An 18,735-nucleotide genomic window follows, 5' to 3' on the forward strand; every position below is an offset into this window, starting at 1 on the left:
GTTACATAACTGAAATATTTCTTCTAGAAATGCTATAATTTACTATTTGGAGTCAATTTTAAAGGCATGAAAGTCAGAGCCTCAGTTAAGAAAATTTGTGAAAAGTGCAGCGTGATCAAGCGTCGTGGTCGCGTGATGGTGATTTGTGAAAATCCCAAACACAAACAACGCCAAGGATAGAAACTATCTATCAAAGCAAAGTTAAACCCGCGACCATGAAATGGCTAAAGCCACAAAATCGCACTTTGCTAACTGCAACTACGAAAACAATAGGGAGAGATTCATTGTGGCACGGATTTCCGGCGTAGACCTTCCCCGCGATAAGCGTGTAGAAATTGGTCTAACATACATTTACGGAATTGGCTTAACTAGATCACATCAAATTCTCGCAGCTACTGGCGTTAACCCAGATACCCGCGTAAAAGACCTGTCTGATGCTGATGTAGCTGCCCTCAGAGGAGAAATCGAAAGCAACTATCAAGTTGAAGGAGATTTACGTCGTCTAGAAGGACTAAATATTAAACGTTTAGTTGATATTGGCTGTTACAGAGGTCGTAGACACCGCATGGGCTTACCAGTGCGTGGACAAAGAACCCGGACCAACGCAAGAACCAGACGCGGTAGAAGACAGACAGTGGCTGGTAAGAAGAAAGCCCCTGGCAAATAATTTTTCTAAACTTGCTGCAATTAGCAAGTTGTACCTTAAATTCACTAAAGAAATATGGCCAGACAACCAACGAAAAAATCCGGGAGCAAAAAGCAGAAACGGAACGTACCCAATGGGGTTGCCTACATTCAGTCTACCTTCAACAATAGCATTGTCACGATTACCGATCAAAATGGAGATGTTATCTCCTGGGCAAGTGCTGGTTCTAGTGGATTTAAAGGGGCAAAAAAGGGAACTCCCTTTGCTGCACAAACCGCTGCTGAAAGCGCAGCTAGACGAGCCACAGACCAAGGAATGCGGCAAATCGAAGTCATGGTGAGTGGTCCCGGTGCAGGTAGAGAAACCGCTATTCGGGCGCTTCAAGGTGCAGGATTGGAAATTACACTCATTCGAGATATTACCCCAATTCCCCACAACGGTTGCCGTCCACCCAAGCGCCGTCGAGTTTAAACAGAACCTATTGGGTAATCAAGCCAAAAGCTAGAACCCTTGGGAAATCATCAACAATGCCCTCTGTGGCTGGTAATTTTGAACTATTTTCCCCAAGCGAATACTTGTTGAATTTAGACGCGTGGGGTAAATAAGTTCGCTTTCAAGAAAATTTGAGAAGCAATTAATTTGTCTTCTAGCAGCACCTTAACAAGGGAGGCTACTCCGTGGCTCAGTTTCAAATTGAATGTGTAGAGTCTAATGCTGAGGAAAGTCGGAGCTATTACAGTAAGTTCGTTCTAGAACCCCTAGAGCGCAGTCAAGGGACAACTGTTGGTAACGCGTTGCGGCGGGTTTTACTTTCTAACTTAGAAGGGACATCAGTAACAGCGGTGAGAATTGCTGGTGTTAGCCATGAGTTTGCGACAGTTCCAGGGGTAAGAGAAGACGTACTAGAAATCCTCATGCGAATGAAGGATGTCATTCTCAAGAGTTATTCTTCTCAACCCCAAATTGGTCGCTTACTCGTGAACGGCCCAGCAACAGTTACTGTAGCGCATTTCGACTTACCTAGTGAAGTAGAAGTGATTGACCCGACCCAGTATATCGCCACCATTGCTGAAGGTGGAAAACTGGAAATGGAATTTCGGATTGAGAAAGGCAAAGGCTACAGGACTGTAGAACGAGGCAGAGAAGAAGCCACATCTTTGGATTTTCTCCAAATTGACTCAGTGTTTATGCCCGTACGGAAAGTCAACTATAGTGTTGAAGAAACCCGTGACGATGGTTCTTTGAAAGACCGACTACTGTTGGAAGTATGGACTAATGGTAGTATTTCTCCTCAAGAAGCACTATCATCTGCCGCTGGAATTTTGGTAGATTTATTCAACCCATTGAAAGATATCTCCTTAGAACCAACGGATACAGGTTCAGATATCCCAGATGATCCCACCGCGCAAATTCCGATTGAAGAATTACAGTTATCTGTCAGAGCTTATAACTGTCTCAAACGCGCTCAAGTAAATTCCGTAGCCGACTTATTGGATTACACCCAAGAAGACCTTTTAGAAATCAAAAACTTTGGTCAAAAGTCAGCAGAAGAAGTAGTGGAAGCTTTACAGCGTCGCTTAGGTATTACTTTACCTCAAGAAAGAAGCTCTAAGCCTAGCTAAATCAAAACCATTAATAATTCACTCTTTGCATTATTATGCGCCATCGTTGCCGAGTCAAAAAACTTAGTAAACCAGCGGATCAACGTCGCGCTCTTCTCAGAGCTTTGACAACAGAGTTGGTACGTCATGGTCGAATTACTACAACTTTAATCAGAGCTAAAGTTGTCCGCAGTGAAGTAGATAAAATGATTACCCTAGCTAAAGATGGCTCTTTAGCATCACGTCGAAAGGCGTTAGGTTATATCTACGACACAGCCCTGGTTCATGCACTATTCGAGCAAGCCCCAACTCGGTATGCTGGCCGTCAAGGTGGTTATACTCGCATTCTGCATACCGTCCCCCGTCGCGGTGATCATGCTGAAATGGCGATTATTGAACTAGTTTAAAGTTATTAGTCATTAGTCATTGGTCAGTAGCAAATAAAAAACAACTGACAACTGACGACTGACAACTGACAAACAACTATGTTAGAAAGCAGCCAGCATAATTCTACTCAGCGAGTAGCCTTGGTTATTCAGTACATAGGTACTCATTTTCACGGCTGGCAAAGACAAAAAGGACAGCGCACTGTCCAAGAAGAGATAGAAACAGCTATAGCCACTGTTCTAGGGTATCATGTGACACTCCACGGAGCAGGTAGAACTGATTCTGGAGTCCATGCTGCCGCTCAAGTAGCCCATTTTCAAGCTACAGGTTCAATTCCTGCTCACAGGTGGGCAAAGGTTCTCAATGGCTATTTGCCCCCAGGGATATTGATCAGGGCATCAGCAGGTGTAAGTGAAAGTTGGCACGCTCGTTTTAGCGCAGTTTACCGACGATATCGCTACACTATCTATACTGAAAATTTACCGAATTTATTCGCGCAACCTTTCAGTTGGCATTATTATTATGCCCCCTTGGATGAAGCCTTAATTACATCTGCCCTGAAACCGCTACTGGGAAAACACCATTTATCTGCTTTTGAACGGGCTGGGTCAGCGCGATCGCATTCCTGGGTAGAAGTGCAAGCAGTAGAATGCCGTCGTAGTGGAGCATTTATCCATATTGAAATTCAGGCTAATGGATTTTTATATGGCATGGTGCGGCTATTAATCGGAATGGTAGTACAAGTAGGTTCTGGTCAGCGGACTCTAGATAACTTCACCGACATCTGGCAACAAGAACGCCGGGAAGAAGTGAAATATTCTGCACCTGCTCACGGGTTATGCTTGTTGAGAGTCGGTTATCCCGATTTTCCCTTTCCGCCAAAAATTTGGTATGACACCCAACCATACCTAGTCATGGGTCATGACAATTGACAATTGACAACTAACAACTGACAACTGACAATTGACAACTGACAACTGACAATTGACAACTGACAACTGACAACTGACAACTGACAAAAAAAATGACTAAAACCTACCTTCCCCCTCAACAATCTATTGAGCGCGATTGGTACTTAGTAGACGCTACAGATAAACGTCTGGGTCGTCTTGCTACCGAAGTTGCAATGATCCTCAGAGGCAAAAAGAAACCTGAATTTACACCCCATATGGATACAGGGGATTTTGTCATTATTATCAATGCTGAGAAAGTGGCAGTTACAGGTAAAAAGCGCACCCAAAAAGTTTACCGTCGTCATTCCGGCCGTCCTGGTGGAATGAAAACAGAAACTTTCGCTAAGTTGCAACAGCGCTTACCCGAAAGAATTCTTGAACACGCTATTAAAGGTATGTTACCTAAAAATAGTTTGGGTAAGCAATTATTTACCAAGCTGAAAGTGTATGCAGGCCCAACTCATCCTCATGCAGCACAACTACCCAAAGAAATCACAATTAGTACAATTCCTGGAGAAAATTAATGCAAGTAGCAGAAACTACTAGCGGTCGTGCCGTTTACTGGGGTACTGGTCGCCGTAAATGTTCAGTTGCTAGTGTCCGTCTAGTTCCCGGTGAAGGGAAAATGACTGTTAATGGCAAAGATGGAGATTTGTATTTCCAATTCAATCCCAACTACTTAGGAGCTATTAAAGCACCTTTGGAAACCTTGGGATTAGAAAGCGAATACGACATTTTGGTGAAAGCCGAAGGTGGTGGCTTAACTGGACAGGCTGATTCTATTCGTCTAGGAGTTGCCCGTGCTTTGTGTCAACTTGACCCAGATAACCGTTCACCGCTGAAAACTGAAGGCTATTTAACTCGTGACCCACGAGCTAAAGAACGGAAGAAATACGGTTTACACAAAGCCCGCAAAGCACCTCAATACTCCAAACGTTAAGATAGGAGTCAGGAGTCAGGAGTCAGGAGTTCAGAAGGAAAAACTTTTACCCAGTCCCCAGTCCCCAGTCCCCAATCCCCAGTCACAATTTATATAGATTCGCAACAAAAAAACAATGGCTAAACCTGATATTCATCCCAAATGGTATCCAGATGCTAAAGTCTACTGTAATGGTCAAGTAGTTATGACCATTGGTGCTACCAAACCCGAATTACACGTAGATGTTTGGTCTGGAAATCACCCCTTTTACACTGGTACTCAGAAAATGATTGATACTGAAGGCCGTGTAGAACGCTTCCTCCGTAAATATGGTATGTCCAGCACTCAAACTGAAACTGAAACTCAAACTGGCGACGATAATCAAAAGTAGCTGGTTGGCTGTAACTATTGATAGCATGGCGGAAGCCATAGACGACCCTGCATAGTGCTGGGTCGCTTGTCATTTAATGCAGTAGCCCACTTGTTATTTTTTAGGAGCTTATGTAGTCATCATGGCAGAAATATATTTACTGGATAAACTTAAATCTGTTGAACAAACATTTAATGAATTAACACGCCGTTTAGCCGATCCTGATACCGCTAGTAATCCTGATGAGTATCAAAAAATTGCCAAGTCTCGTTCTTCTTTGGAAGAGGTAGTTGATACCTATGAAACTTGGAAAACAACCCAAGATGAATTAGTAGGAGCGCGTCAGATCCTCAAAGAGTCAAATAGCGATCTAGAGTTGCAACAAATGGCAGCATTGGAAGTCAGCGAACTAGAGGAAAAGCTGGAATATCTAGAAAATCGCTTAAAAGTGTTGCTGATACCCCGTGACCCCAACGATGATAAAAATATCATGTTGGAAATTCGCGCTGGGACTGGTGGTGATGAAGCGAGTATTTGGGCGGGAGATTTACTGCGGATGTATTCTCGCTATTCTGATGTCCAAGGTTGGAAGGTGAAGCTAGTCAGCGAATCTTCGGGTGAAATGGGCGGGTATAAGGAAGTAATTCTAGAAATTCAAGGTGATAGTGTTTACAGTAAACTGAAGTTTGAATCTGGTGTACATCGTGTACAGCGCGTACCAGCAACGGAATCTGGGGGAAGGGTTCACACTTCTACTGCTACTATAGCAATTATGCCAGAAGTGGATGAGGTGGAAATTCATATTGACCCGAAAGATATTGAAATGAGTACGGCGCGTTCTGGTGGTGCGGGTGGACAAAACGTGAACAAGGTGGAAACAGCCGCTGATTTGTTCCACAAACCGACTGGGATTCGGATTTTCTGTACGGAAGAACGGAGTCAGTTACAGAATAAGGAACGGGCGATGCAAATTCTCCGGGCTAAGTTGTATGAGTTGAAATTGCGAGAACAACAGGATGCTGTGACTTCCATGCGGCGCTTACAAGTGGGTACGGGTTCTCGTTCGGAAAAAATTCGCACTTACAATTATAAAGATAGCCGGGTGACTGACCATCGTTTAGGTCAAAATTTTACCCTTAACCCTATTTTGGAAGGTGATATAGAGACGGTAATTCAATCTTGTATATCGCAAGATCAACAAGAACGGTTAGCAGAATTAGCCGCTTCTGGTTCTAGTAGCTAATTTACCTCATAAATATCTTAGAAAACCGCTTGTTGTTATTTTTTGCACCCACAGGCGGTTTTCTGATGAGCATAGAAAATAGACGATATTGAGTTTTTTAACTGTATCTAAAGTTTAAGGACTAAATACCTTAAACCATCTATTTAGAACTGTATTGATTGTTTGTTTAATTTGATGGTTGCGATTCCATCGTTGAAAGGCGATTTCGTAATCTTCACCTTGGGTTTGAAAAGTATTCCAAATATCTAAGGATATGGCTAATCCGCAACCTAGTAAGATATAAAGTGACCAAGAAATACCGCCACTAATGGCATCCATAGCTAGGAAAAAAATATTAATAATTGCGTAATTTCCTAACCGTTTTTTAAATTTACTTTGACGATAAAGATTAAAAGTTTTACGTTGTTCAACTTCGCTTTGTTTGACTAACCAATCTCGTTCCGCTTGTTGCAATGTATCAGGTGATATTTGTAACTCTGTGGCAATTTCCACTATCTGCTGATAGGAAAATTCTTGATCATTATCGTCTACTTGACGGGCGATCGCTAATTGCAGAATTTGCTGGACATCATCTTGACTGTAGGAACGCAGGCTGTCAGAGTTAAATGCTGTCATAATTGTTACTCAAATAATAGTTTTAATAGAGAACCACGCTACCATCAGCAATATTTACACCATTTCTAGGTTAGCAAATTTAAACCAATCTGGTGTTCAATTAGTTATGGTTGGGAAAAAGATATATAGCCGTTATTAGATGAGGCAAGGGCGCAGGGCTGCGCTCCTACGGGTTTTCAAGCAGCATTATTATGAAAACTTTTTTATTCATCTCCTGTGGAATCTAATTTAGCCACGCATAAGAGATTATTCAAGGCAATCGTTAATCATACATATATCCATTACCAAGAAGTCAAAAAATTCCATCCTTCTTTTTCGTCTCCTTCCTCTTCTCCTTTTGAAGTGTTGACATTTTCTCCTTGAAGTACATGATTGTATTCTCCTGAATCAACCCATTTTAATAATTCCCCTGTCCGCATAACTAACCAAGAAAGATTAGAATCTGAATAACTTAATATTTTCGTAACTTGATCTAAACTATCAACACTATTAGCAGCAAATTCGCGGGATTGAACGAGGAAATCTTCGATCACATGAGGAGTTAAATACTCTTCTGGCAAACCTGCAAGTTTCATCAGTGCGGTAGTTGCCACATCAATATCCTGACAAGCTAATAAACCAGCCCGGTCAGCAGTGAACTTTGCCATCATTACCCAATTATATAACGCTAATTCTACACCACTAGCTATCAATCCTCCTAACCCTAATGTGGTACTGCTGATCCATATCTTTAATACTGGCATCACAATTGACATTTGATGATAAATCATGTGCTGACTTTTAATTCGAGCAATTTCGTATCCAAAAATAAACAGCAATTCATCATAATTTAACCATTCCATTGCTTCTATATTAATACCAACAATGGGTTTTTCTACGCCAATAATATAGGTTCTAATATGTCCTGTACCTCGAAATAAATACAATTCAGGAATAGTTGTCACATCAAGAATTTGGCAAGCTTCTAATAATGGTTGATACAATTGGGGAAAATTTCGCGGTGTGACTCTGATTTCACTAGCAATACTTTGTAATCTCAGTAAACGATCAATACCATATTCGTTGACTTTTTTGAGCAAAGGAGAAAGACCAGGCATATTTTGCAAAGAAGCTAAGGCTTTTTTATCGAAGGGGTGTTCGTAGGCTGTTGAACTTAGTCCAGTTAATATTTTTTTGGTCATGGGTAGTAATTTTAATTAAATCGGTTGATTCGATAGATTCGATAGATTCTATAAAAAAGATAAAATCCAGGGAATAAATTCCCTGTCTCATAGCTAAAGTCGGTTAAAACCGACTATTTTTTCTTTATTTATGCTATTGAGAACATGAAATTTGATTTTTAGTTATAGGACTTTCGCAAAACAGAATCAAATTATAGGTAATACCCTGCGGGAAGCAAGCTACATGAATTACCCTTAGAGGATGTTTGAAAAGTTTTGAATGTATAGACTGACCCCTCTCCAAACCTCTCCCCTGCAAGGGGAGAGGCTTTAAAACCCCCATTCCCTTGCAGGGAAGGGGGGTAGGGGGGTTAGGTTTTTGGAGATTACGGGTTTGATATAATACTTTTCAAACAACCTCTTACACAAGAATAAGGTTTATGGCTGCACCACGCAGGGTATTAGCCACATTTTACGTAATTCGTAAGTTAATTATAGTGCGTTTCAAGGTACTTTAGCTATGAGACAGGGAATTGATTCCCAGGCTTTCTTTTGTTAGCCAGTTCCAATACAGGTTGTGGTTGAAAATGTTCCATCACATACTCCTTAATAACAGGTTGTAAGATATATTTACCTGCTTTTTGTTCAATTAAACAACGTGAATATAACCTTTCTATTCCTTGCCAAAAATGGGATTTAGAAACATCAGGTAATTTATTTGCTAGATTAGTAATTGTGATTTGCGAATTAATTGCCAAATAATACATGATTTGCTGTTCTAAAACTGAGAGACAATTGAACTGTTGTTCTAGCAAATGGTGAAGATGATTATTGACTAATAGGGTATTTTGTGCTAAGAATTTTTTAATATCACCATTAAATAAGTTAATGATGGTATTAACAAGTATTTTTATTTTTAAAGGATTATTGCCATATAAATTGCATAATTGGTATTTTTGTTCATCTGTTCCCAGCATTTGTTGTGATTGCAGTAGAGAAAAGGCTACTTCTGATGAACCCAGCAATCTCAAAGAACGTACAGATGATAACCAGTTTTCCAGTAAGCTGATTTGGGCAGGTTGATTGCGACAGGTGAAAATTAGACAACTTCGATGATTGGTTTCGGCAATCATTTGGATAAAACGACCGTAGTTGAGATTAAGCTTGTCTAACTCTGTTTCTAAGTCATCCAAGATAATCAAGCAACGATATGTACACAGATAATGGAGAACTCGATGGATTTTGGGTTTGCTTTCCTGGTGATTGGAGATCAAAGACAGCAAGTCAGTAATCATCTCATCAAAGGATAGGACTGTAGGCACTGAGCGCCAAAAAATGTAATCAAACTGATCATGAATGTGTTGTGCTAGTTGGGTAGCTAAGGTTGTTTTCCCAACTCCACCCATACCAAATAATCCTAACAGGCGACAGCTATCTTGTAAAATCCATGACTTTAGCTGTGTTAGTTCTTTGTTGCGTCCGTAAAATGCGGAAATATTAACTACAGTTCCCCAGTCCTGAAATTCATTTAAATTTGGTTTTTTTTTACGTATTTGTGCGTATGCGGGGGGGGGTGGATATTACTTCAACATTGGTAATAATTTCTCGCCAATCTAGATTTAATCTGCGACATAGTTCTTCAAAATTGGCATAACTAACAGGTTTACCAGTCAGGAAGTTGCTAATTGTCGCTAAGGACAATCCGGTATCATTAGCCAAGGCTCTTTGGTGGGGATAGCCATTGTGCGTGAGTGCTATTTTAACTTTGTCAATGTGGTCATTATGAACGCATAGTGATCTTGACATTGCTTATTCTGGATTAATGTATAACATCATCAGTATATATTGGATTGTCCAATTATATCTTACGTATATTCTCATCTTTGTGCCGGTTGAAGATGTGGCATATAGATTATATTTTTGACTACAGACTATGTATTAACAAAAGTCAGTCATAAGTCAGGTTAAGTCAGTATTTCTCAGTACGGAAGTCAGTACAAGGTTGGGTAAACTGAGAATTTCAACTATTCAATTGCAAACTGACATAACAGGATTTTAGTCATGGCAATATTTAAAGTCACCAACAATAACAACAGTGGTTCAGGTTCTTTGCGCCAAGCCATCATTGATGCAGGTAATGTTGCTGGAGTAGATACTATTGATCTCACCAGCGTCAGTGGCACAATTAATCTCCAGAGTTCTCTCTCCACGCTGAATACAGGCAACGATATCAATTTTGTTGATGATGGTAATAGCATTATTAACGGTCAAAACGCCTATCAAATTATTAATGTATATGGTGCTAACGTTACTTTCTCCAGACTCACCTTTGCTAATGGTTTAGCCAGAGGAGGCGATGGTAACGGTGGTGGCGGCGGTGGTTTAGGTGCTGGGGGAGCGCTATTTATTAATTCAGGAAATGTCACCCTTAATAATGTGACCTTTACTGGTAATAGGGCTATTGGGGGTAATGCCAATGGCTTGGCTGGTTCCGGTGGTGGTTATGCCTCTAATGGCTCAAGTGGAGGTCGTGGTGGCGGATTGAATTCTACTACCAGTGGTGGATCAGGCGGTGGTGGTGGTATTTACGATTATAATACTGGCCGTCCTGGTGGAAATGGTGGAAACGGTAGCTTCGGTGCAGGTGGTGGCGGCGGTGGCGGCGGCGGCGGCGCTTATAAAGGCGGTTTATTCTATGATCCTAGCGATAGTGGTGGAAATGGTGGAAATGGTGGAAATGCTGGCTTTGGTGGTGGTGGCGGCGGCGGCGGCGGCGGCGGTCAGGATTATGATTTCTATGATGCTGCGGAAAATGGAACCGCTGGAAGCAGTGGAGCCGGTGGTGGTAGTTTTGCTGGAAATGGAAAATCCGCAGCCGGTGGTGGTGGTGCTGGTCTAGGCGGAGCTATTTTCGTTAATACTGGCGCGAGATTAACCCTACTCAACAGTGTTTTTACTAACAACTCAGTCGCTGGTGGTGTTTCTAAATTTGGAGAAAATGGTAAAGGCGTTGCTAACAACATTTTTGTCAATGGAGGTACAGCCCAAGCCATTGGTATAAACTATGTTGATCCCACTGGTCAAGATAATAATACCTACGGAACAATCAATGCTGAAGCCTTCCCCACTTCCTCTGACTATCAAGGCTCTATCTATCGCCTCAGTACCCCTGGAACATGGCACCAAGCTCAAGCACAGGCACAGAGTTTAGGGGGAAATCTTGTCACCATCAACAATCAAGCCGAGCAAGATTGGTTAGTCAATACCTTTGGTCCTACTGATGGGCTGTGGACTGGTTTGACAGATAAGCTAACAGAAGGCCAATATAAATGGGCAAGCGGTGAAACTCCTACTTACACGAATTGGTATCCAGGTGAACCAAATAATGGTGGGGGTAATGAAGATTATGTGGGGATGAATTACGGTGCTGCTGGTAAATGGAATGATTTTGCCAGTACCGCTTCTTTCAAAGGCATCATTGAAAACAAATTTTTTGAGTATAACGGCAGCAGATATCTCCTAACTGGTCTGGGTACATGGGAACATACTCAAGCACAGGCAAATAGTTTAGGGGGAAATCTTGTTACCGTCAACACACAAGCCGAACAAGATTGGTTAGTCAATACCTTTGGTGGTACTGAAACCTTGTGGACTGGTTTAACAGATGAGGTGACAGAAGGCCAATACAAATGGGCAAGCGGTGAAACTTCTACTTACAGGAACTGGCTGCCTGGTGAACCAAATAATGCTGGGGGTAATGAAGATTATGTGGGGATGAATTTCGGTGGTGCTGGTAAATGGAATGATTACCCCAGTACCAAATCTCTAAGAGGCATTGTTGAAATCAACCAGTATGGTGCAGTGGGAAGTAATCCTGAATCTCAGTTTTTCAATGTAGCTAAACCCACATTTAGCATCAGTGTTTTGGGAGGGGCAGGGGCTGATATTTTTCAACTCGGATCTTACGATGGGTTAACCACATCCCAAAAGGTTTCCGGTGGTCAAGGTTCAGACGTGTTTAACATTTCTTATCAGCCTTCATCAGGGATCGTAGGGCTAGATTTCAATGCAGGTAAACTTAAACAGTTGGCTGAACTTTTAGTAACACCTGATTGGGATGTTAGGGATAAACGTCTGGCTGCGGATATGAGTGCTGCTGCGATAAGTGCTGGAATTGATTATGCAGCAGCGATCGCACAATCAATAGATATTACTGGTTTAGCGGATGGAACAATTGATGCGATCGCCACTACAGCACACCTCGTTAATGATACAGCTAATATTACCGCAAATTACAGATTAGACATAGAGGAATATCAAAACAACTTGGCGGGTATTGGTGACTTCTTTAGTGGTCAAGGAGCAAATGGTTGGGGAACAGTTGACACAACCAAGAACCGTTCTTTGGTCGAGATTCTAGATTTTGAACCAGGGATAGACACCATAACTTTACCGAAGCTAAAGGACAATCAAAGCTACGAATTTATCACTGTGGGCGCGAGTGGGAGAAATGCAATAGACGTTAAGTTCAACGACCAAACCAATAAGACCTTAATAGCTTTTCTAAGAGTTTTTATCAATCCAAATCTTGAAGCCGCTGTCAATGGACAAGGTATTAGTGTAGAGCAGTTTTTTCGCAACTTACTCGTTTCCAATGCGACAAATAGCACCATCGGCAGAACCCTGAATGCATCCAGTAAAGTTGCAGTAGGTGGAGCCAGCTATACGGGTACGATCGCTGGTGACTACATTTATGTTTCCCAAAGTAACAACAATATCGGTGCTGTTACAATCAATGGACTGGCGGGAAATGATATTCTAGCGGGACGTAAAAATGGCAGTAATGCAATATATGGTGGAGAAGGGAATGATTTCATTGTACCTGGTGGGGTAAATGACATTATTGATGGTGGCACAGGATATGACCGAGTTGATTATTCACAGAATGGGGTAGGAATTTCTATCACGAGTAGTAACAGTACCAACTTCACAAACGTTGAATCAGTCACAGGTACTGTCTACAACGATACTATCAATTTCAGTGACTTACAAGTTGCCCCAGAGGACGGATTACCCATAAATTTAGAGGGCAGGGCAGGAAATGACAATCTTGTAGGCAGTAAATATCGGGATGTCCTGAATGGCGAAGATGGTGACGATACCCTAGTTGGGGGACTTGAAAAAGATATTTTGACTGGGGGGATTGGAGCAGATACTTTTGACTATCGCAACTTAGCTGATTCCGTTTTGAATAGCTTTGATGTTATTACCGACTTTAACGCCAATGTTGGTAATGATCTATTCCTGCTTTCCACTGCACGCACCGGATTCTCTAATGTGGGAACTGTTGCCACACTTGACACCAATGGAATCGCCACCAAGTTAAACTCTACTAACTTTGCAGCTAACTCTGCCGCTCAATTTACCTTTGGTACTCGTACCTTTGTCGCTATCAATGACGCTACAGCCGGCTTTAATGCCAATACCGATGCCATTATTGAGGTAACAGGATTAACCGGCACCCTGGGACTCGACGACTTTACAACTAATTTACCCACCATTACCCTAGCTGTATCACCCAGTAACGTACTAGAAGACGGAACTACCAACTTAGTTTACACCTTCACCCGCACAGGAGCTACCACAAACGCCTTGACCATTAACTATGGCATCACTGGTACAGCCGACAGTAGCGACTATACAGGAGCAACACCGGGAACAGGAAAAACCATCACCTTTGCCGCCGGTGCAAGTACAGCCACTTTAACTATTGACCCCACAGCCGATACCACGTTTGAAAGTAATGAAACCGTTGTTTTAACTCTGGCTTCAGGAACAGGTTACACCATTGGTACAACCACATCTGTCACTCGAACTATTACCAATGATGACGGCACAAATACAATGGTCAATTTTGGTAATATCTATACGGCTCACACAGATTTGACCCTAGCGCAAGGATGGACAAGTTTTGATCAATATCCACGCCAGTTAGCAGATGTAAATGGTGATGGACGTGCTGATATTGTTGCCTTTGGTATTGAGAATGTCTTTGTGGCTCTTGGAAAAGCTGACGGCACTTTTGCACCTAGAATTGCAGCCCTGAATAATAATTATTTGTCCTACGGAACGGGGTCGGGATGGACTAGTTTCGATCAATCTCCACGCCAGGTAGCAGATGTCAATGGTGATGGTTATGCTGATATTGTCGGTTTTAGTTCTGACGGAGTATCAGTGGCTTTGGGTAATCAAAATGGTGTCTTTGGTACTCCAACAATAGCCCTTGGCGATTTTCTCCAAGGTCCAGGAGGATGGGGATGGACTAGCTTTGATAAATATCCACGCCAGTTAGCAGATGTCAATGGTGATGGACGTGCCGATATTGTTGCCTTTGGTGAACAAAATGTCTTTGTGGCTCTTGGAAAAGCTGACGGCACTTTTGCACCTAAAATTACAGCCCTGAATAATAATTTTTCCTACGCAACGGGATGGACAAGTTTTGATCAATATCCACGCCAGTTAGCAGATGTCAATGGTGATGGTTATGCTGATATTGTCGGTTTTGCTGCTGACAGAGTATCAGTGGCTCTGGGTAATCAAAATGGTGTCTTTGGTACTCCAAAAACAGCCCTCCTTGGAGATTTCGTCCAATCTACAGGGGGATGGACAAGTTTTGATCAATATCCACGCCAGTTAGCAGATATGAATGGTGATGGACGTGCTGATATTGTCGGTTTTGGTATTGAGAATGTCTTTGTGGCTCTTGGAAAAGCTGACGGCACTTTTGCACCTAGAATTGCAGCCCTGAATAATAATTATTTGTCCTACGGAACGGGGTCGGGGTGGACAAGTTTTGATCAATATCCACGCCAGGTAGCAGATGTTAATGGTGATGGTTATGCTGATATTGTCGGTTTTGGTGGCAATACTACCCGCCTCTCCACAGCCGCAAACGGCTCTCAGGGGAATGGTTCCGCCTCTTCTCCAGCCATATCAGCAGACGGACGCTATGTGGTGTTTTCTTCTCAAGCCTCAAACCTAGTGAGTGGGGACACTAACGGCAGTTCTGATGTATTCGTGAAAGACACAACCACCAACAGCATCGCCCGCCTCTCCACAGCCGCAAACGGCACTCAGGCGAATGGTCGGTCCCTAGAACCAGCCATATCAGCAGATGGGCGCTATGTGGTGTTTTGGTCTGAAGCCTCAAACCTGGTGAGTGGGGACACTAACGGCGGTTCTGATGTATTCGTGAAAGACACAACCACCAACAGCATCACCCGCGTCAGCACAGCCGTAGACGGCACACAGGGGAATGATTCCTCCTATTCTTCAGCCATATCAGCAGATGGGCGCTATGTGGTGTTTCAGTCTTCTGCCTCCAACCTAGTGAGTGGGGATACTAACGGTAGTTCTGATATATTCGTGAAAGACACAACCACCAACAGCATCACCCGCGTCAGCACAGCCGTAGACGGCACACAGGGGAATGATTCCTCCTATTCTTCAGCCATATCAGCAGATGGGCGCTATGTGGTGTTTCAGTCTTCTGCCTCCAACCTAGTGAGTGGGGATACTAACGGTAGTTCTGATATATTCGTGAAAGACATAACCACCAACAGTATCACCCGCCTCTCCACAGCCGCAGACGGCACTCAGGGGAATGGTCAGTCCTACGCTCCAGCCATATCAGCAGATGGTCGCTATGTGGTGTTTCAGTCTGGTGCCTCCAACCTAGTGAGTGGGGACACTAACGGCTTTGATATATTCGTGAAAGACACAACCACCAACAGCATCACCCGCGTCAGCACAGCCGCAGACGGCACTCAGGCGAGTGGTCAGTTCCAAGAGCCAGCCATATCAGCAGATGGGCGCTATGTGGTGTTTGCTTCTGATGGCTCGAACCTGCTGAGTGGGGACACTAACGGCACTTATGATGTGTTCGTGAAAGACACAACCACCAACAGCATCACCCGCGTCAGCACAGCCGCAGACGGCACACAGGGGAATGGTTTCTCCGGTTCTCCAGCCATATCAGCAGACGGGCGCTATGTGGTGTTTTATTCTAATGCCTCCAACCTGGTGAGTGGGGACACTAACGGCACTTGGGATGTGTTCCTATCTACTCCCAAGGTGATTAGTGCTAGTCTCAATATCACCGTCACCCCTAGCCCTTACACCGCAATAGAATCAGCAGGTAACACCAAATTAGTCAAAGATGCCACCAACAAATACTTTGCTCAAGTCGGAACAAGCACCCCAACTGCTATCAAAAACGGTGGAGTACAAATATTCCAAGATGTCTATGCAGGATGGCAAACTCTAGCCGCAGAAACCGTCAATGGCGTTAATCAAGTTCTTTGGAAAAACATTTCTGGAAACTTCCTGCATATCTGGAATTTAGATAGTAACTGGAATGTGGTTTCTGGTGAAGGACAATTTGGATTAAATTCTGCTGATGCTTTCACCCAAGAAACTAACTTTGGCATAGATGCTAATGGTGATGGTGCTATAGGCAGTGGTTATACTCCAATAGAATCAGCAGGTAACACCAAATTAGTCAAAGATGCCACCAACAAATACTTTACCCAAGTGGGAACAAGCACCCCAACTGCTATCAAAAATGGTGGACAACAAATCTTCCAAGATATCTATGCTGGATGGGAAACCCTAGCCGCAGAAACCGTCAATGGCGTTAATCAAGTTCTTTGGAAAAACATTTCTGGAAACTTCCTGCATATCTGGAATTTGGATAGTAACTGGAGTTTGGTTTCTGGTGAAGGACAATACGCATTAAATTCTGCTGATGCTTTGGCTAAAGAAACTGTTTTTGGTGTAGATGCAAATGGTGATGGTGCTATAGGCAGTGGTTATACTCCAATAGAATCAGCAGGTAACACCAAATTAGTCAAAGATCCAGCAAACAAATACTTTACCCAAGTTGGAACAAACACCCCAACTGCCATCAAAAATGGTGGACAACAAATCTTCCAAAATATCTATGCAGGATGGCAAACTTTAGCCGCAGAAACCGTGAATGGTGAGAACCAAGTTCTCTGGAAAAATGTTCCTGGAAACTATCTGCATATTTGGCGTTTAGATAATAACTGGAATTTTGTTTCTTCTGAAGGAGCATGGGGATTAAATTCGGCGGAAGCTTTCACTCAAGAAACTAACTTTGGCATAGATGCAAATGGTGATAGTGTTATTGGCAGTCCTGTTAGCAATTTGTACACCCCAATAGAATCGGCAGGTAACAGCAAACTAGTCAAAGATGCCACTAACAAATACTTTACCCAAATCGGCACAAATACCCCAACTGCGATTAAAAATGGTGGACAACAAATCTACGAAAATATCTACGCCGGATGGCAAACTCTAGCCGCAGAAACCGTCAATGGTGAAAACCAAGTCCTTTGGAAAAACGTTTCTGGAAACTATCTGCATATCTGGAGTTTAGATAGTAACTGGAATTGGGTTTCTTCTCAAGGAAATTGGGGATTGAATTCGGCAGAAGCTTTAACTCAAGAAACTAACTTTGGGATAGATGCTAATGGTGATGGTGTTATTGGCAATCCTTATACTGCAATTGAATCAGCAGGTAATACTAAACTAGTCAAAGATGCCACCAACAAATACTTTACCCAAATCGGAACAAATACCCCAACCGCTATTAAAAATGGTGGACAACAAATCTACGAAAATATCTACGCAGGATGGCAAACGATAGCCGCAGAAACTGTCAATGGGGATAACCAAGTTCTCTGGAAAAACATTTCTGGAAACTATCTGCATATTTGGCATTTAGATAATAACTGGAATTGGGTTTCTTCTCAAGGAAATTGGGGATTAAATTCGGCAGAAGCTTTAACTCAAGAAACTAACTTTGCCATAGATGCTAATGGTGATGGTGTTATCGGTTACACACCAATTGAATTAGCAGGTAACACCAAACTAGTCAAAGATGCCACCAACAAATACTTTACCCAAATCGGAACGAATACCCCAACCGCTATTAAAAATGGTGGACAACAAATCTACCAAAATATCTACGCTGGTTGGCAAACGATAGCCGCAGAAACTGTCAATGGCGTTAATCAAGTTCTTTGGAAAAACATTTCTGGAAACTATCTGCATATCTGGAGTTTAGATAGTAACTGGAATTGGGTTTCTTCTCAAGGAAATTGGGGATTAAATTCTGCTGATGCTTTCACCCAAGAAACTAACTTTGGCATAGATGCAAATGGTGATGGTTCTATTGGCAATCCCTCTAGTCTGACTTTGACAGGTACTAGTGGTAATGATTTCCTCGTTGGTGGTGCAAATAATGATATTCTCACTGGTGGGGGTGGTAAAGATACTCTAACTGGTGGTTTAGGAAGTGACAAATTTGTTTACCAAAATCTTACTGATTCTCTCTTAGCTAACTTTGATGTGATTACTGACTTCAACGCCACCACAGGTAATGATTTATTCCGTGTTTCTACCGCACGAGCCGGATTTGTGAATGTGGGCGCAGTTAATACCCTGGATGCTGCTGGTATCGTAGCAAAATTAACTGCGGCAGCCTTTGGGTCAAATTACGCTGCTCAGTTCAGTTTCGGACAAAAAACCTTTGTGGCTATTAATGATGCAACCGCAGGGTTTAATGCTGCTAATGATGCCATTATTGAAGTCACAGGATTAACCGGAACATTGAATGTCAATCATTTTGTGATTGTCTAAGTGTAATTTTTAGGATCATTTGGGCAAAACACATTGTAGAGATGTTTCATGAAATGTCTCTACATCAGCATTAAACCATCCTGTAATTGATGCGATATGTAAGGGTTTAGCAGGGG

15 protein-coding genes are annotated in these 18,735 nt (G+C 42.5%); 11 read left to right on the forward strand and 4 right to left on the reverse strand.

Features of this window, described 5'->3' with window-relative positions; translation table 11 throughout:
- Positions 1-66: 66 nt before the first annotated feature.
- The 10 genes from rpmJ (at position 67) to prfA (ending at position 6,119) form a co-directional block, all read left to right on the forward strand.
- A complete protein-coding gene (rpmJ, locus tag BMF77_RS11340) occupies positions 67-180 on the forward strand; it encodes a 50S ribosomal protein L36 (RefSeq protein WP_015079193.1) in 114 nt (37 codons plus the stop codon).
- 106 nt (positions 181-286) lie between these two features.
- Positions 287-667 carry a 30S ribosomal protein S13 gene (gene rpsM / locus BMF77_RS11345; protein ID WP_096669278.1) on the forward strand — a complete coding sequence of 127 codons (381 nt, stop codon included), beginning with the start codon at positions 287-289 and terminating at the stop codon, positions 665-667.
- Between the two features lie 54 nt (positions 668-721).
- Positions 722-1,117, forward strand: a complete 396-nt coding sequence (gene rpsK, locus BMF77_RS11350) for a 30S ribosomal protein S11 (protein WP_015079191.1) — start codon at positions 722-724, stop codon at positions 1,115-1,117.
- A gap of 206 nt (positions 1,118-1,323) precedes the next feature.
- Positions 1,324-2,268: a DNA-directed RNA polymerase subunit alpha gene (locus tag BMF77_RS11355; protein WP_015079190.1), complete on the forward strand. Its 945-nt coding sequence runs from the start codon at positions 1,324-1,326 to the stop codon at positions 2,266-2,268.
- A gap of 35 nt (positions 2,269-2,303) precedes the next feature.
- On the forward strand, positions 2,304-2,654 hold the full coding sequence (gene rplQ / locus BMF77_RS11360) for a 50S ribosomal protein L17 (protein ID WP_148762879.1): 351 nt from the start codon (positions 2,304-2,306) through the stop codon (positions 2,652-2,654).
- A 78-nt stretch (positions 2,655-2,732) separates the two neighbouring features.
- Entirely contained in the window at positions 2,733-3,566 is an 834-nt protein-coding gene (gene truA, locus BMF77_RS11365; protein WP_148762881.1) for a tRNA pseudouridine(38-40) synthase TruA, read from the forward strand.
- 92 nt (positions 3,567-3,658) lie between these two features.
- Positions 3,659-4,111, forward strand: a complete 453-nt coding sequence (gene rplM / locus BMF77_RS11370; protein WP_148762883.1) for a 50S ribosomal protein L13 — start codon at positions 3,659-3,661, stop codon at positions 4,109-4,111.
- Positions 4,111-4,527, forward strand: a complete 417-nt coding sequence (gene rpsI, locus BMF77_RS11375; protein ID WP_015079186.1) for a 30S ribosomal protein S9 — start codon at positions 4,111-4,113, stop codon at positions 4,525-4,527. The genes rplM and rpsI overlap by 1 nt, the downstream gene beginning before the upstream one ends.
- Before the next feature lie 115 nt (positions 4,528-4,642).
- A complete protein-coding gene (rpmE, locus tag BMF77_RS11380) occupies positions 4,643-4,897 on the forward strand; it encodes a 50S ribosomal protein L31 (protein ID WP_148762885.1) in 255 nt (84 codons plus the stop codon).
- Positions 4,898-5,018: 121 nt separating this feature from the next.
- Entirely contained in the window at positions 5,019-6,119 is a 1,101-nt protein-coding gene (prfA, locus tag BMF77_RS11385; RefSeq protein WP_015079184.1) for a peptide chain release factor 1, read from the forward strand.
- A 114-nt stretch (positions 6,120-6,233) separates the two neighbouring features.
- Here the strand turns inward: prfA and BMF77_RS11390 are convergent, their stop codons facing one another.
- The 4 genes from BMF77_RS11390 to BMF77_RS11410 all read right to left on the reverse strand — a co-directional run bounded on the left by BMF77_RS11390 (position 6,234) and on the right by BMF77_RS11410 (position 9,700).
- Positions 6,234-6,734, reverse strand: a complete 501-nt coding sequence (locus BMF77_RS11390; protein WP_148762887.1) for a 2TM domain-containing protein — start codon at positions 6,732-6,734, stop codon at positions 6,234-6,236.
- Between the two features lie 281 nt (positions 6,735-7,015).
- Positions 7,016-7,915: a M48 family metallopeptidase gene (locus BMF77_RS11395; RefSeq protein WP_148762889.1), complete on the reverse strand. Its 900-nt coding sequence runs from the start codon at positions 7,913-7,915 to the stop codon at positions 7,016-7,018.
- Between the two features lie 497 nt (positions 7,916-8,412).
- Complete coding sequence (locus BMF77_RS11405) at positions 8,413-9,447, reverse strand: NB-ARC domain-containing protein (protein WP_148762891.1); 1,035 nt, start codon at positions 9,445-9,447, stop codon at positions 8,413-8,415.
- Positions 9,440-9,700 (reverse strand): helix-turn-helix transcriptional regulator, encoded by a 261-nt coding sequence (locus tag BMF77_RS11410; protein ID WP_148762893.1) that lies wholly within the window; start codon positions 9,698-9,700, stop codon positions 9,440-9,442. The genes BMF77_RS11405 and BMF77_RS11410 overlap by 8 nt, the downstream gene beginning before the upstream one ends.
- Before the next feature lie 255 nt (positions 9,701-9,955).
- On the opposite strand from BMF77_RS11410, the gene BMF77_RS27870 reads away from it, so the two are divergent.
- Positions 9,956-18,619 (forward strand): bluetail domain-containing putative surface protein, encoded by an 8,664-nt coding sequence (locus tag BMF77_RS27870; RefSeq protein WP_246863124.1) that lies wholly within the window; start codon positions 9,956-9,958, stop codon positions 18,617-18,619.
- The last annotated feature ends 116 nt before the right edge of the window (positions 18,620-18,735 follow it).

The sequence above is a fragment of the Dolichospermum sp. UHCC 0315A genome (assembly GCF_008121535.1).
Taxonomy (GTDB): domain Bacteria; phylum Cyanobacteriota; class Cyanobacteriia; order Cyanobacteriales; family Nostocaceae; genus Dolichospermum; species Dolichospermum lemmermannii.